Below are 15079 nucleotides of genomic sequence, written 5' to 3' on the forward strand. Positions count from 1 at the left end.
TTTCCATTATGCTGAACGAGTATAAGAACGGCATCGGGGAAACCCCTGATTTTTCCTCTACGCTGGGTGGAAACCTTGACCTTAGAGAAAGGATGCCGTTTCACCATGGCTCACTCCCCCGGATTGCCTGCCCCTACCCGCACCTCCTATGCGCTTCTGACTGGCGCTAGCCAGGGCATCGGTGCCGCGATGGCCAAGGACCTGGCCGCGCGCGGGTACAACGTCATTCTCGTCGCCCGCCGTGAGGAAGTCTTGGAGTCTCTCGCTGCGGAGTTGCGTGCGCGCCACGACGTCGACGCCATCGCACTCGCCGCGGATCTTTCCGCGACTGTCGACGTCTCCCGGGTCATCGAATTCATGAACAGCAAAGAGATCTCCATCATTGTAAATTCCGCTGGCATTGCTAGCTTTGGCAAGTTTATGGACCAGGACTGGGACTATGAGACGCGCCAGTTCGATCTCAATGCGAAGGCTGTCCATCGCCTGACGCGTGCCGCGTTGGATCAGATGCTGCCGCGGCGCAGCGGCGCCATCTGCAACGTCGGTTCCGCCGCGGGCAATGTCTCGATCCCCAATAACGCCACCTACGTCTTCACCAAGGCCGGCGTTAACGCTTTTACCGAGGCTCTGCACTATGAGCTCAAGGGCTCGGGCGTAAGTTGCACGCTGCTTGCACCTGGCCCGGTGCGCGACGCCGTGATTCCGGAGGAAGAGCAGTCCATCGTTGACAAAGTCGTACCAGACTTTCTGTGGACCACCTACGAGTCCTGCTCTAAGGAAACTCTGGAGGCGATGGCCCGAAACCAGCGCCGGGTGGTTCCTGGCCCGCTCTCGAAGGCGATGAACACGCTGGGCAACATTGTGCCCACCCCGATTGCCGCACCCCTCATCGGCAGCTTCTATTCCAAGATGGCCTAAACGCCCACTCTCACTGGGTGAGAGCGGGCGTCTTACGCCTGTGACGGGAATTACTGACCCTGAAGCGGGGAATCCTGCGCGATGGCCTTCTGCGCGGCTTCCTCGCGGGCAAGCTTGCGCTCTACCCAGAACTCAGCATTCTTGATACCGAGCGCCTCTGGGTCAAACTGCGGATCCGTGCCAGCCTTCTTCTGAGCCGTGTAGTCCTTGAGGCACTTGAGCGCTGGGACCTGGAGGAAGAGGATGGCGATGATGTTGAGCCATGCGGTCGCGCCCACACCAATGTCACCGAGCGCCCAGGCGGCACCCGGGGTGGTGGTCGCACCGATGACGACGGAAACAACAAGCAGTACACGCAGCAGCCAGACCAAGGCACGGCGAGCGGTCTTGTTCTTGATCCAACGGTTGAAGTAGGTCAGGTTGACCTCCGCCATGTAGTAGTACGCCAGCACGGTGGTGAAGGCGAAGAAAGCGATAGCAATGGCAATGAAGCTTGGGCCGAAGCCGTTGAGCAACGTGTCGAGGCCGTGCTGAACATAGCCCGGGCCAACAGCCACGTCATCCGGAATAGCACCCGCGTAGCGCGTCGGACCATCTTCGGACTCGTTCTCGAAGACCTTGTACATGTCCGTGGAGATAATGATGAACGCGGTAGCCGAGCACACGAAGATGGTGTCGATGTAGACGGCGAAGGCCTGGACAAAGCCCTGCTTCGCCGGGTGGGACACCTCAGCGGCTGCCGCGGACTGCGGGCCGGTACCCTGACCTGCCTCGTTGGAGTAGATACCGCGCTTAACACCCCACATAATGGCGGAGCCCAGCAGGCCGGAGAAGGCCTGCTCCGCACCGAAGGCAGACTTGAAGATCATCCCGAAGACCTCTGGGATCTGGTTGAAGTTCACGAAAAGAATGATGATGGCGAACAGGATGTAGGCACCCGCCATGAACGGGACGACCAAGGAAGCGAAGTTAGCAATACGCTTCACACCACCGATGATGATGAGGGCAAGAACGCCGGCCAAGACGATGGCGGACCAACCCACTTTGATGCCCCAGGCGTTTTCGACAGCCGCAGCCACACCATTGGCCTGAATGCCAGGTAGGAAGTAACTGGTGGCCAGAATCATGGCGATGGCGAAGACAATGCCGTAAACCACCATGAAAGGACCAGCCTTCGTGTGCTTATAAGCCTTCTCGATGTAGTAGGCCGGGCCACCACGGTACTCACCGGTGTCCTGGTCTTTTTCCTTGTAAACCTGGGCGAGCGTACATTCGACGAAGGACGTCGCCGAACCCAACAGTGCCACAGCCCACATCCAGAACACGGCGCCCGGGCCGCCGAATGCGATGGCGGTAGCAACACCAGAAATGTTACCCACACCGACTCGGCCGGCCAGCGAAATCATCAGCGACTGGAACGAGGAGACGCCGGACTCGGAGCTTTCACCGTCCTTCAGCTGCTTAATCATGTCGGGGATGCAGCGAATCTGCAGGAACTTGGTGGCAAGGGTGAAATAGATTCCTGCGCCTAGGCACAGGAAAACCAGCGCTGGCGACCAAATTATTGTGTTGAGTGTGTCGAGGAAGCCTGACATCGGAGGAAACCGTCCTTCGGTATATGTGAGTGCCGTCACTATTCGGGCTGAATTAATCATGTCTCATGACCTGAGCCTTTCGTGAGTAGAATCATGAAAAACTTCACGCAGCCCTCCGCCCGCAGCCCTCCAGACGCAACAAAAGACCAGCTCACATCGATTAAGGTGACGTGCCGCACTCGTCCGGTAAAACTCTGACGCTACAGCCCCACATACCCCCTCAGCCACCCCCGAATCTGCCCTATACCCCGTGAGAAGAAGCAGAATCAGTAGAGAAACTATGGTGGGGATCATGAGTGAAATCCCCGCTAAAAACGACCGCCTCGTCTGGATAGACCTGGAGATGACGGGCTTGGATCCCGAGCGTCACGTCATCGTGGAGGTCGCCGCCGTCGTCACCGATGCCGAGCTCACCATCCTGGACGAAGGCCTCGATCTCGTTGTCCACGCCACCGAAGAACAGCTTGGCCAGATGGATGACTTCGTCACCGAGATGCACGCCAACTCCGGGTTGGACAAGGAAATCCGCGAGTCCACGGTGACTATTGAGGAAGCAGAGGAGGCGGTGCTGGGGCTCGTCGAGAAGCACTGCGACCCCAACCACCCCGCTCCCCTGGCCGGAAATTCCATCGCCACCGACCGCACCTTCATCCGCGCCTACATGCCGCGACTGGATAAAGCGCTGCATTACCGAATGATTGATGTGTCGACGATCAAGGAGCTGGCACGTCGCTGGCACCCACGCGCTTACTACAACCAGCCAGATAAGGGCATGGCGCACCGCGCACTGCAGGACATCATTGAATCCATCCGCGAGTTAGATTTTTACCGCCGTAGCGTCTTCCGCACCGACGAAGGCCCCTCCAGCGAAGAAGCCGAGGAACTCAAGACCGCCACTACGGCAGACTACCAGGCGTTTTTGTAAAATCCGCGGTGTGAGTTAACCTGTATCTCGTTGCTTTCGGGCAACGATGGTGGCTGTAGTTCAGCTGGTAGAGCACCAGGTTGTGATCCTGGGTGTCGCGGGTTCGAGCCCCGTCAGCCACCCCAAATTTTCTAACGCCGCGCGGTGCTCATCGCGCGGCGTTTCCCGTTCCGGTTGCGGGTTCGTTAGACCTGTTTTAGGCTTCCGGGTCATGGGGGTATTAGAAACCTACTTCCACTACCGCAATTCGGGGATTGCGCTCGTGGAGAATGCATCCAGCTCACCCGACGAACTCCGCGCGCTCGGCGCCGACGCGTCTGACGCCGCAGAGCTTGCCCACCTGCACCGCACCTACTTCGGCCCCACCCGCTTCACCGGCAAACAACGCAAAGCACGCACAGCAGCCCAAACCCAGAAACACAGCCTAGCCACCCTCACACTCATCGAGTCCTACACCGCCAAAGTCAAAAAAGACCTCGATGCCTGGAACCTCCGTGTTAAACTCGCCGGCACACCAGCACATCGGATCCGCGAAGTAGCAGTCAAAAGACTCAAAGAACTACGCAACAAACGCGAAGCCAAACCCGGAGTCCGGTTCACCTACCGCTCCACCGGACCCAACTCCATGACGATTACCGATGACGCACAAGTTATCGCTGATATCCGCGGCACCCTCGAATCCGTCAACAAACACAACCTCCTCGAGGCTGCACGTACCGTCATCGTCACCGGCGGTGTGGGCACTAAACCCGCCGTGCATGCCCAAGTCGTAGTGACATTGGATGAATTCGATCGCATTATTAATGGCGACGGTGATGAAATCGAACTCCACCTCACCAACGGTGCGCGCATGACCGGGGCAGAATTCCTGTCCTATAAATTCGCCTCCATCGGGTATGCCACCATCATCCACCCCGTGGAAGGGCCTATTAACTCCTACCGCGCAGAACGCAGTGCCAGCTGGAAACAACGCCTCACCCTGGCAGCTGAAACCCAAACCTGCTCCAGGCCCGGCTGCAACAAACCCGCTGATTACTGCCAGGTTCACCACATCATCCCCTGGCAAGCCGGCGGCTACACCAACATCAAGAATCTGACCTTCCTCTGCGCCTACCACAACGGTATTAACGATGATGACCCATCGCGGCCCACCGGCCGTGGCTACGTCTTCAGACTCAACACCGGCATCGGCTACATCCCACCCTGGGGACTACCGATCACCGCCACACCCGAATACCAACAAGCCATAGCCAGACTCAACGCCGAAAAAGCAGCAGAACAACCACCACCAGGCGCAAGCTAAACCCGCCGCAGGCAGACACACGCACCCTACGCCGAAACCCGCCAACCACACCACGGCCAGCGGGCACGTCGGCGATCCCGCCCGTTAAACTGCAGCAATGATTGATTTCACCGCCTCCGCCGATGTCGTGGCTCCCCAACTGCTGGGCGCGGTACTTACCCACAACGGGGTTTCCATTCGGATAACCGAGGTCGAAGCCTACCTCGGATCCCACGATGAGGCCTCACACACTTTCAACGGCCGTACCCCACGCAACGCCGCAATGTTTGGGCCACCGGGGCGCCTTTACGTCTACATGTCATACGGGATTCACCGCAACGGCAACATTGTCTGCGCGCCCGAAGGCCGCGGCGAAGGATGTCTGCTGCGTAGCGGCGAAGTTATTGACGGAATGGATGTGGCCCATGAGCGCCGAGGCAACACAGACTTCCACAACCTCGCCCGCGGGCCAGGAAACCTAGGCAAGGCCCTTGGGTTCAGCTTGGAAGACAACGGCACACGAGTGCACTTGGCCGAACGCACCACGGAACCCGAATGGGTACGTGGTCCACGCATTGGCATTTCCAAGAACACGGACGCGGCCCTGCGCTTCTGGATTCCCTTTGACAAGACCGTGTCTCGGCGTCGTGGGCGCCCTTCGTAGTTCCCGCCCCTCTCGGTTACTTACTGGTTTGCAGTAGCATTCCCCGCGGACCATGTCTCCCAGTCCATGTTCCAGTCACCCAGTCCATCGAGCGGGCTCAACACGCCGCCGCCGGTGTTGGACACCCTGACCACGTCACCGCGCTTCACCGTGCTCTGGAACCATTCTGCATCCGCAGTCGTCACATTGATGCAACCATGCGACTGGTTGTAGCTTCCCATCGCACCAACCGCCCAGGGAGCCGCGTGAACGTAGATGCCCGAATAGGACATCTGAGTCGCCCACTGGACGTCCGTCTTGTAGCCACCAGCATCGAGAGCCAGCCCAAAGGTGGTGGAATCCATAGTCAAGGATGGATACTCGTCACCAATGACGTAGACACCATTCGGCGTATCCCATTGGCCGTCCGTACCCATAGAAATCGGAATGCGCCGCAGAACCTCTCCATTCTTAAACACCGACATCATCTTGGAGTTGTTGTCCACCAGCGTGATGACGCGGTCCCCAATGGTGAAATTCGTTGAGGCGTCCTCGCCTCCATAGACCCCGCCGCCGAGGTTTCGGCCGTAGAGGTCGACGTCAACAGTCACGGCCGTCCCTGGCTCCCAGTATTTCTCGGGACGCCACCGCACCTCCTGGTTATTCACCCAGTAGAAAGCACCCTCCACCGCGGGTTCCGTCTTGACGGTGATAGCGTCTTCCGCCGCCTTCCGGTCGGTGACGTAGTTACCAAAACGCACGCCGATGACCTGACCCACACCCACAACAGAATCCGGGATGGGCGTCATCGCCACCTCAGAGACGGCTGCTGCCTGCGGAGTGGTGAACGTGATGGTCTTATTGTTGCCGTCTTTGTCCGTGGCCTTAACGGTGTAGGTGTGGTTGTACCCCAGCACCTCTGTGTTCTTCCACGTCATAGCGTCGGAGGACAGCTCATCCTTGACAACCTTGCCGGCCTCGTTGGTCATGGTGACCTTTGAGAGCCCCGCGGTGGATGTCACCTCAATCGGTTCGGAAGGATCCACGTCCTCCGCCCCGTCCTTGATGGAGAACCTCAGCTCCTTCGCCTTCGCGGCCGCCGAAGCCTCCGCACTCGCCTGCACTTGTTCCTCCGAGAGGTTCTTTGCCTCATCGTGACCTTCAGGCTCTCCGATGGTGCACGCAGCCATCACCGACCCGGCCAGGGCAAGACCAGAAAGAAACACTGCGGGACGTGCAGCAGGGAATAGAGAACGCACACAAACCCCTAGATAGATACAACGTTTATTAAGACAACATCCTCAGACTAGTCCGCGCACTCGACTCCAAACTAGTTGACCCCGCCGCCTTTAACCGTTTCGTTATCCATCCGTCATTGGCCGCGGTACAGCGGAACAAAAGATGCACGCAGCAACACTCTTGAAATGCGCAACAACCAGGCGATTTTACCTTTTTCCACACAGGGTGTTAAAGTTACATCTCGTTGCACGGCAGGCGCTGAGGAAATCAGAAGCCCGCCATGACAATGACTGCGCCATTAGCTCAATTGGCAGAGCAACTGACTCTTAATCAGTGGGTTCGGGGTTCAAGTCCCTGATGGCGCACAAATAAGGAGCCTCGAGACGTCGATTCCCTTTCGGTGTCTTGAGGCTTCTTTCGTTTCTGGGGAATCGTGTTCTAGATGTGCTTTCGGTGGTATTTGGGTTTGGCTCCGCGTCCCCACCCCACATCCAACACCCGCTCGATCGTTAAAACACCTCGAGCTGCTCTACCTTCGGCCGCCACCAAGCGGCAGTCGTGGCGAGGAACTCCTTGTGCTCTGGCCCAGATATGTCATCGAGAGCCCGCACATATTCAGGCACCATGACGCGTGGAAGGCGTAGCCCCATCGTCAGATGGGGCGTCCAGCGAGCCCCTCGTCCGTCCGAGTTTGCGGCACTTAACTGGCGGGCAGCGGCCTCCAGTTCATCGGTGGTTTCCAGCATCCATGCCACCGTCTGTTTACTCTTGGTGCCGAAAACAACGGTCCCTACGCGGCGAAACACTGCAGGAACAAGCGGCGGCAACACGTCGCGGGCTTGGTCCACCACAGCCGTGTCCATCGTGGGCGCGAAGGTAACCGTGATGTGCGGGCGCTGGTGCTGGAGGGGAAATCCCCTCTCAGCTAGCACAGAAAAGACTGCCCGCACAGATTCTTCGTCCTCCGGAGCCAAATACAACAGTAGGTTCTCAGGCGAATTGCGACTCACGCCGCCTAAGTCTAACTAACGGCCTCCAGCGCTACCACGGGATATCCGCGGTGTTCAACGATGTCAGCTTCCACGCGATACACCTCGCGCAATAGCTCACGGCTCAGCACGTCCGCTGGGGCACCGTGAGCATGTACCTGCCCGTCCTTCATCACGACGAGCTGGTCGCACATCCGGGCTGCCAGGTTGATGTCGTGAATCGCCACCAGCGCCACACTGCCTTCCTCCTGTGTCTTTTTCCGTACCTGTTCCAAGACGAAGAGTTGGCGGTGGAGGTCGAGGGCGGACGTGGGTTCGTCGAGAAGCATGAGTCCCGGGTGCCCCACCAGCATCTGTGCCACAGCGACTAGCTGGCGCTGGCCGCCAGAAAGCTCGTTGAGGTAGCGCTGCGCAATCGCATCGAGCCCCAGGGAGTGCAGTACCTCGGCAGTGCGGGTGACCGGGTCCTCACATAGTTCCCGGCGGGCCGCAATAAGTACGGCTTCAAACGCCCGCAACGCCGCACTGTGCGGCAGGTCCTGGGGTACATAGCCGATGAGCTGGCGGCGGCGCTGTCCGCGCGGAGTCTGGCCGTCGACACGGAAATCTATCGTGCCGCCTCGTGCGCGGTGTACCCCGGCAAGCGTCGTGATGGTCGTGGTCTTGCCGGATGCATTCGGCCCCAGCAATCCCACCACCTGCCCGCCACGCAGCGTGGGCAGGCTCAATCTATCCACCACCATGCACGAGCCGTACCCGGCTGACAAATCAGAAATGGTTAGTTCTACGTCCACAATGCCCTCCTGCGAGTCATGACGATGGCGATGAAGAACGGCACGCCCAGAAGCGAGGTGACGATGCCGATGGGGATGGCCAGCCCAGGCTTAATCACGAGGCTGAGCGCGTGGGCAGCGCACATCACCGCCGCGCCTGCAGCCATGGAGGCCGGCACGAAGTAGCGCTGATCCTCGCCCACCAGCATGCGCGCGATGTGCGGGCCAACGAGGCCGATGAAACCGATGATGCCGGCGAAGGCCACGGTGGTGGCCGCGACGAGTGATACTACGACGAGCACGATGACCCGCAGGCGGGAAGTGTTGATGCCGAGGGCGGTGGCGCGGGCGTCGCCAAGCCGCAGCGCCGTCAGCCGCCACGACAGCGCGCCCAGGATGGGCAGCGCCACCACGAGCACACCCGCTAACACGGCGTTGGCCTGCCAGCTGGCGCGGGTGAGCGAGCCCATGGACCAGAAGACGATTTGCTGGAGCGCCTCGCTGGAGGAACGGTACTGGATGAGCGCCAGCATGGCCTGGAAGAAGAAGACGAGGCCGATGCCGAGCAGCACCATCGTTTCGGACTTCGCACCGCGGATAACGGCGGCGACGACGATGACGGCCGTGGCCACCGCAGCGGACAGCCACGCGATGAGGGCGAGGTTGAACTGCGGCTGGGCCAAGAGCTGCCAGCGCAGCACGATGGCGCTGGCCCCGCCGAAGGCCGCGGCGGCGGAGATGCCGAGGGTAAAGGGCTCTGCCAGGGGGTTGTCCAGGATGGTCTGCATCTGCGCGCCGGCGAGCGACAGGCTGGCACCGATAAGCAGCGCCATGACGGCCATGGGCAGGCGCAGGCTCCACAGGACGGTACGCGTTTGCTTGTCGACGCCCCCTGGGTCCACCATGCCGCGCAGCACCTCACCCGGGGTGAGGTTGATGGCGCCGACGATGACACTGACAACGAAGGCGGCGAGCGCCACGAGGACTAGGCCGGCGACGATGGCGATGCGGCGGCGGGTCACGCGGGAGTGCTCGCGGGCGAGGGCCGCGGCGGCGGCCACGGGATCGGTGGTGCTCTCAGCGCGAACCGGATGTGCGGTGGTTGTAGAAATACTCATGACTAGTTGGTGCTGAAGAAGGTTCCGTCGCCGGGGACGGGCGAGTACTTCTCCTGGGCATCGGCCCACTCTTTCTGGACGTCGATGTCTGCGTAGTCCTCCGGGTGGAGCCACGCGGCTATCTGGAGCAGCGCCAGGTAGTTAAAGGGCGAGTTGTAGAACTGGTGCCACAGGCCGTGGAGGTTGTGTTCCTTGACGGCGGTGAGGTCGGGGAAGCCGGGCTGGACTTCGGCAAGCGTGGCGGCGCTATCGTGGGCATCCTTTGAGCTGATGCCATACCCCGCGGCCGCGAAGCCGGTGTGGCCCTTGGAGCTATCGACCTTGGAGGACCAGTCGCCGCCGGTAGCGATGATCATGTCCGGATCAGCATCGATGACCTTTTCAGGGGTAAGGGCGCCGGATTCGCCGTCGATGAGGCCGTCAGCCACATTCTCACCACCGGCGACGTTGACCAGCTGGGAGATGTTGGAGTCATTCCACGAGCCGCAGCAATCTGACACACCCGCCGCTCGCCACACGAAGGTAGACGGCGTGTCTTTTGCCTTAGCTGCACGTTCTTTTACCAGGTCAACGTTCTTCTGCCAGTCTGCGATGAATTCATCGGCACGATCCTCGTGGCCAAAAATATCAGCGAAGATTTCCATAGTGGGGACAGTGTTCTCCAGCGGCTTGGCACGGAAATCAGTGACGGCGTAGGTGAGTCCGGCTTGATCCAACTTGTCGGTGAGCCCAGCGGTCTGAGAAGCCTCATACTGGTCTTTGGAAAGCACGATGAGGTCTGGATCGAGGCTAATCAGCTCCTCTACGCTGACGTCGCCCTTGGTAAAGCCGCCAATTTCGGGCAGCTCGTTGACCTTGGGGACGACCTTTTCCAACTCGCGGTAGTAATCGGGCACGTTCTGCTTGAGGTCCGAGCCGATGGCTACAACTTTGTCGAGCGGATCTTTAGCGTTAAGGACGCCGGTGGCAAACACTCCGCGCCCCTCTCCGAGGATGACACGCTCTGGCTCATGGTCCAGCTCCACGTGGCGGCCGGCTAGGTCCGTGAAAGTCACGGCTGCAGTGCTATCAGTAGATGCGTCTTGGGTGGCATCCTCGGCCGTTGTCCCGGCAGCGCAGCCTGTCACAGTACTGGCAAGTGCCGCCACTAGAGCAAAGGTTCCTACGACACGCGGTCGTGCCGTTTGGTGGTGAGTAGGGCTGTGAACCACTGTTGTTCCTCGTACTTTCATCGTCGTGTGCGGTACCCACGCGGGGAGCGCACTCCAATCAGGACGAGTTCATCCTACACATTCAGGTTAGGCTACCCAAAGTCTACATAGGGTGGGCAACACTTTTCCCTGCTATGCGGAGCGTAATAAAACCCCGACCTGGACAACGTCCAGGGCAGGGTTCTCATGCGTGCGCAGTCAGCGCAGCGAATATGGGGAGAGTGCTTAGCGGCGCTCAGCCAGCAGGCGCTGCAGCTCCTTGATATCGGACTTGCGACGCTTGGAGCGGAAGACGGAGAAAGCGATAAGACCTACGACAGCAGCGCCGACACCGGCGAGCGCCATCTGCACGTTGCGGTCCTGCAGCTTCTGAGTGGCGGCACCCTTGGCGTCGTCCACAAAGTTCTGCGGCTTGCTGCGGTCAGCCAGCTCATCCAGAGTGCTAGCCAGCTGACGGCGGGTGCGCTCGATGTCGCGCTGGATATCATCAATGTTGCGTGCCACGTAAATCTCCTGAGATTTTGACTGTGATTGTGTGATCTGTTGCGGCCAGAATCTGGCCGCTGAAGTTCTAACGTCGATATTCTACATTGACCTTCACCGCTGCCGCATGTCTACCCGCACAGTGAGGGCGCAAGAACTGTGCCGGAGAGCACGCAGTGGAGCACGGTATGGTGGAGACCATGACTGAAGCACAACGACTGTACGTAGGAGATAAAGCCCCGGCCTTTTCCTTGAGCGATGATGCCGGCACTACCGTGAGCCTGAGCGATTATGCAGGCAAACGCGTCGTGGTCTACTTCTACCCGCGCGCCAACACCCCTGGATGCACCAAGGAAGCGTGCGATTTCCGGGATAGCCTCGAGCAGCTCAACGGTATGGACATCGCCGTCGTGGGCATTTCTCCCGACAAGCCGGAGGCCTTGGCGAAGTTCCGTGAGGATCACGAGCTAAACTTCCCGCTGCTGTCGGACCCCGAAAAGGAGGTCATGACGGCTTATGGCGCGTTCGGTGAAAAGAAGAACTACGGCAAGGTCGTCCAAGGCGTTATTCGCTCCACCTTCCTCGTGGACGAGGATGGCACCATCGCCCAGGCCATGTACAACGTCAAGGCCACCGGCCACGTCGCCCGCGTTCTCAAAGCGCTGGACTAGCCACACCCCGCGGTGAGAAGAAGAACCGTGGCGGTGGCATAGTCACCGTCATGGCTGATGGACAGCGCTGTGGTGTAATCCCCCAAGGACTCCTGCGCCGCAGCAGCGATACTCCCCCGCAGCTCGAGGGCCACCCGACCCCACGCGTCAGGGCGGACCTCAATGTCTGACCAGACAACAGCCTCCTCATTCATGACTGGCGGGCGCCCGTAGAGCGCCTGCGACCACGCCTTGATGAAGGCCTCCTTAGCAGCCCAGCGCCCAGCCATGTACTGGGCGCGGGCAGCACCCTCAAGTCCTCGAGTCTGCGCCCCGCGCAGCTCGGCAGCGCTAAAGACCCGGGCAAAGCGCGTACCAGGCAGCGCAAGCTGCTCAGCAAAGGACGGGATGTGCACGAGGTCGGTACCCACACTCATTCCGCTCATGCTCATGCAGAACAGCCTAGCGCGCCAACTGTTGCTTGAGCTCCTCAAGCTCATCGCCGCCGGCCATCCACTGAGTCAGTTCCGGCAGGCTAACCGCCTCTTTCGGCGCGTTCAAGGACATCTCTCCCACCGTGAGTACGACGAAGTGGTCGCCCACCAGGTAAGCATGCTGCGGATTGTGGGTAATAAACACAACGCCCATGCCGCGCTCGCGAGCGGCGTCGATGAAGCGCAGCACCATGCCGGATTGCTTCACGCCGAGGGCGGCGGTGGGCTCATCGAGGATGATGTAACGAGCGCCGAAGTAGATCGCGCGTGCGATGGCGACAACTTGGCGCTGGCCACCGGAGAGTGCGGAGAGTTCCACGTCGACGTCGCCAAGCACAATGCCCATATCTGAGAGCTGGTCGTGCGTAATTCGCTTCATCTCCGACTCGCGGAGACGACCCAACGCGCCTGTAAGCTCCTGCCCCAGGAAGAAGTTGCGCCACACCGACAAGGACGGCACGAGCGCCAGGTCCTGGTACACCGTGGCGATGCCCGCGTCGAGGGAATCGCGGGGGCTGGCAAACCGCACCTCATCGCCATCAACGGTGATGGTGCCACCGGTCGGTGGGGTCAGGCCAGCCAGAATCTTGATGAGCGTAGATTTTCCCGCACCGTTATCTCCCAGCACGCAGGTCACAGTCCCCTCCTTCACGGCCAAGTTGATATCCCGCAAGGCGTGGAAGTTGCCGAAGGTTTGGGAAATATCGTGGAGCTCAATCATGGTTTATCGCTTCCTCGTGAAGTTGGCCACCGACGTGTTCGTCAGCACGGCGAAAAGCAGCATGGCACCGAGGAAGAACTTGAACCAGTCGGGGTTCCAGCCCGCATACACGATGCCTTGGTTGGTCATGCCGAAAATGAGCGCGCCAATGGCCGTGCCCACCGCGGTACCGCGCCCACCAGTCATGGAGCAGCCGCCGATCACTGCAGCGATGATGTAGAGAAACTCGTTACCGATACCCTGGCCCGCTTGGATGGAGTCGAAGGCAAACAGGGTGTGCATGCCCACGAACCAGGCGGCAAAACCGACAAACATGAACAGCGCCACCTTGACGCGGCGCACGGGCACGCCGACGGCGCGAGCGGCCTCGTCATCGCCGCCAACAGCGAAAATCCAGTTGCCCCAGCGCGTCTTGTACAGAACCCACGAAGCAATGGTGACAAACACTAACCACCAGATGACGGTGGCGCGAATACTCAACGAGCCCAGGTGAATCGTGCCAGCGAAGACGACGCGTGCGGAAGGAAATCCCTCCATATCCGCGATGGTAGGGGTGGCCACCTGCCCCGTCACCAGCTTTGTGATGGCCAGGTTGAGGCCCTGCAGCATGAGGAAGGCCGCCAAGGTGATGAGGAAGGAATCAATCTTCGTCCGGGTAACTAGCACACCGTTGAGCGCGCCAATCGTCAGCGCGGTAAGCAGCGAGAGGCCCACGCCCACCCAGGAATTGAGGTGGAAATTGTAATTGAGCATCGTGGCCACGAGTGCGGCCGAAGTCACGGCCACGCCGGAGGACAGGTCGAACTCGTTGCCTATCATGAGCAGGCCCACCGCCAGTGCCACGATGCCCAGCGTGGAGCTGGCATACAGCACCGTGGAGAAGGCCTCCACCGAGCGGAAGGCGGGGGCAACGACCATGAAGAGGACGAAGATGAGCACCGCGCCCAGTAGGCTCGCCAGCTCTGGACGGCGAATCAGGCGCGAGAATGCGCTGCGGCGGGTCAGGCGCGCATCGCCTGTGCTTATCGACGCCTCCCCACTCATCGCAGGCCCTCCTTCGCCGACTCAGAGATGATGTCCACATTGGTGGAATCGACGAAGGACGGCCCGGTGTACACCGGGCGGCCGCCGCCTAGTGTGGAGCCGTTACGGTGGGCCAGCCATAGCGCATCAACGGCGAGGTAGCCCTGCATATAGGGCTGCTGGTCGACGGCCCATTGGACGGTGCCGTCGGCGATGGCGTCGACAAGCTCGGCGTTGGTGTCGAACGTCGAGACCTGTGCGTCAGAGCCTGCCTCGGCCACGGCATCTGTCGAACGCATGGCCACGGAGGCCTGCAGAGCCATCACCCAGTCGATGGACCTATCCTGTGCCAGCTTGGCGTTGATGGTGGACTGCGCGGCGGTGAGATCCTTGCCGTTGACGTAGAGAATCTCCACCTTGCCGCCGTCCATGCCCTCCTTAACGCCGGCGCACCGCGCCTCCTGGGACGAGTTGCCCTGCTCGTGGATAACGCAGAGGGCATGCTTCGCGCCATCGGCCTTGAGGCGCTCGCCCGCCTTGGTGCCTGCAACCTTCTCTTCTTGGCCGAAGAAGGCGCTCATGCCGTATTTCTCGTAGTCGTCCATGCCGGCGTTAAGGCCGACGGTGGGGATGCCGGCATCAGCAGCCTTCTTGGCCACGGGGCCGATAGCGCCCGCGTTCGGCATGGTCACGGCGATGCCGTCCACCCCGGAATCGATGGCGGATTGCACCAGGTTGGCCTGGTTAGGGGCTTCCGGGTCGGAGGAATAGCGCAGTTCGATGTTGTCCTTGCGCGCGGCATCCTCCGCGCCCTTGCGTACGAGGTCCCAGTAGGTATCGCCCGGCGCGCCATGGGAGATCATGGCGACGACGAGGCGCTCGGTGTCGACACCACCGGCCAGCTCGCCCTCCTCGCTCGGGCGGGGCGCGCCTCCGGTGGCGGAGCATCCCCCGATCGTGGCGGCGAGGGCGACCGCACTGACACCACGTGCAAACTTTGTGTTGATTTTCACCC

16 protein-coding genes and 2 tRNA genes are annotated in these 15079 nt (G+C 60.5%); 7 read left to right on the forward strand and 11 right to left on the reverse strand.

The window, feature by feature from the left end; all coding sequences use genetic code 11:
• Positions 1–105 precede the first annotated feature (105 nt).
• Positions 106–918, forward strand: coding sequence for a mycolate reductase (gene cmrA, locus CSING_RS10370; protein ID WP_042532049.1), 813 nt, complete (start codon positions 106–108; stop codon positions 916–918).
• Between the two features lie 50 nt (positions 919–968).
• On the opposite strand, the gene CSING_RS10375 is transcribed toward cmrA, so the two are convergent.
• Positions 969–2513, reverse strand: a complete 1545-nt coding sequence (locus CSING_RS10375; RefSeq protein WP_042532051.1) for an alanine/glycine:cation symporter family protein — start codon at positions 2511–2513, stop codon at positions 969–971.
• Positions 2514–2805: 292 nt separating this feature from the next.
• On the opposite strand from CSING_RS10375, the gene orn reads away from it, so the two are divergent.
• From orn to CSING_RS10395, 4 genes are all read left to right on the forward strand, one after another.
• Entirely contained in the window at positions 2806–3438 is a 633-nt protein-coding gene (gene orn / locus CSING_RS10380) for an oligoribonuclease (protein ID WP_201773951.1), read from the forward strand.
• A gap of 49 nt (positions 3439–3487) precedes the next feature.
• A tRNA-His gene (locus CSING_RS10385) sits at positions 3488–3563 on the forward strand.
• 86 nt (positions 3564–3649) lie between these two features.
• Positions 3650–4741: an HNH endonuclease signature motif containing protein gene (locus CSING_RS10390; RefSeq protein ID WP_042532055.1), complete on the forward strand. Its 1092-nt coding sequence runs from the start codon at positions 3650–3652 to the stop codon at positions 4739–4741.
• 97 nt (positions 4742–4838) lie between these two features.
• The gene (locus tag CSING_RS10395) at positions 4839–5384 is read left to right on the forward strand and encodes a DNA-3-methyladenine glycosylase (RefSeq protein ID WP_042532057.1); all 546 of its coding nucleotides are present in this window, start codon (positions 4839–4841) and stop codon (positions 5382–5384) included.
• Between the two features lie 20 nt (positions 5385–5404).
• Here the strand turns inward: CSING_RS10395 and CSING_RS10400 are convergent, their stop codons facing one another.
• On the reverse strand, positions 5405–6622 hold the full coding sequence (locus CSING_RS10400; protein ID WP_042532059.1) for a L,D-transpeptidase: 1218 nt from the start codon (positions 6620–6622) through the stop codon (positions 5405–5407).
• Between the two features lie 272 nt (positions 6623–6894).
• Here CSING_RS10400 and CSING_RS10405 point away from each other — a divergent pair.
• Positions 6895–6967: transfer RNA gene (locus CSING_RS10405), tRNA-Lys, on the forward strand.
• Positions 6968–7111: 144 nt separating this feature from the next.
• On the opposite strand, the gene CSING_RS10410 is transcribed toward CSING_RS10405, so the two are convergent.
• The 5 genes from CSING_RS10410 to CSING_RS10430 all read right to left on the reverse strand — a co-directional run bounded on the left by CSING_RS10410 (position 7112) and on the right by CSING_RS10430 (position 11197).
• Entirely contained in the window at positions 7112–7612 is a 501-nt protein-coding gene (locus CSING_RS10410; RefSeq protein WP_042532061.1) for a hypothetical protein, read from the reverse strand.
• 11 nt (positions 7613–7623) lie between these two features.
• On the reverse strand, positions 7624–8385 hold the full coding sequence (locus CSING_RS10415) for an ABC transporter ATP-binding protein (RefSeq protein ID WP_042532063.1): 762 nt from the start codon (positions 8383–8385) through the stop codon (positions 7624–7626).
• A complete protein-coding gene (locus tag CSING_RS10420; protein WP_236683972.1) occupies positions 8376–9482 on the reverse strand; it encodes a FecCD family ABC transporter permease in 1107 nt (368 codons plus the stop codon). The genes CSING_RS10415 and CSING_RS10420 overlap by 10 nt, the downstream gene beginning before the upstream one ends.
• A 2-nt stretch (positions 9483–9484) precedes the next feature.
• Positions 9485–10630: an ABC transporter substrate-binding protein gene (locus tag CSING_RS10425; RefSeq protein ID WP_321969365.1), complete on the reverse strand. Its 1146-nt coding sequence runs from the start codon at positions 10628–10630 to the stop codon at positions 9485–9487.
• A gap of 288 nt (positions 10631–10918) precedes the next feature.
• Complete coding sequence (locus tag CSING_RS10430) at positions 10919–11197, reverse strand: DUF3618 domain-containing protein (protein WP_042532068.1); 279 nt, start codon at positions 11195–11197, stop codon at positions 10919–10921.
• A gap of 179 nt (positions 11198–11376) precedes the next feature.
• On the opposite strand from CSING_RS10430, the gene bcp reads away from it, so the two are divergent.
• Complete coding sequence (bcp, locus tag CSING_RS10435; RefSeq protein ID WP_042533416.1) at positions 11377–11847, forward strand: thioredoxin-dependent thiol peroxidase; 471 nt, start codon at positions 11377–11379, stop codon at positions 11845–11847.
• Here bcp and acpS read toward each other — a convergent pair.
• The 4 genes from acpS to CSING_RS10455 are packed head-to-tail and all read right to left on the reverse strand — an operon-like array spanning position 11844 to position 15071.
• Positions 11844–12278, reverse strand: coding sequence for a holo-ACP synthase AcpS (gene acpS, locus CSING_RS10440; RefSeq protein WP_144403137.1), 435 nt, complete (start codon positions 12276–12278; stop codon positions 11844–11846). The genes bcp and acpS overlap by 4 nt on opposite strands.
• A gap of 10 nt (positions 12279–12288) precedes the next feature.
• The gene (locus CSING_RS10445; protein WP_042532070.1) at positions 12289–13041 is read right to left on the reverse strand and encodes an ATP-binding cassette domain-containing protein; all 753 of its coding nucleotides are present in this window, start codon (positions 13039–13041) and stop codon (positions 12289–12291) included.
• 3 nt (positions 13042–13044) lie between these two features.
• On the reverse strand, positions 13045–14085 hold the full coding sequence (locus CSING_RS10450; protein ID WP_042532073.1) for an ABC transporter permease: 1041 nt from the start codon (positions 14083–14085) through the stop codon (positions 13045–13047).
• Complete coding sequence (locus CSING_RS10455) at positions 14082–15071, reverse strand: substrate-binding domain-containing protein (RefSeq protein ID WP_042533420.1); 990 nt, start codon at positions 15069–15071, stop codon at positions 14082–14084. The genes CSING_RS10450 and CSING_RS10455 overlap by 4 nt, the downstream gene beginning before the upstream one ends.
• Between the last annotated feature and the right edge of the window lie 8 nt (positions 15072–15079).

Source organism: Corynebacterium singulare, from assembly GCF_000833575.1.
Taxonomy (GTDB): domain Bacteria; phylum Actinomycetota; class Actinomycetes; order Mycobacteriales; family Mycobacteriaceae; genus Corynebacterium; species Corynebacterium singulare.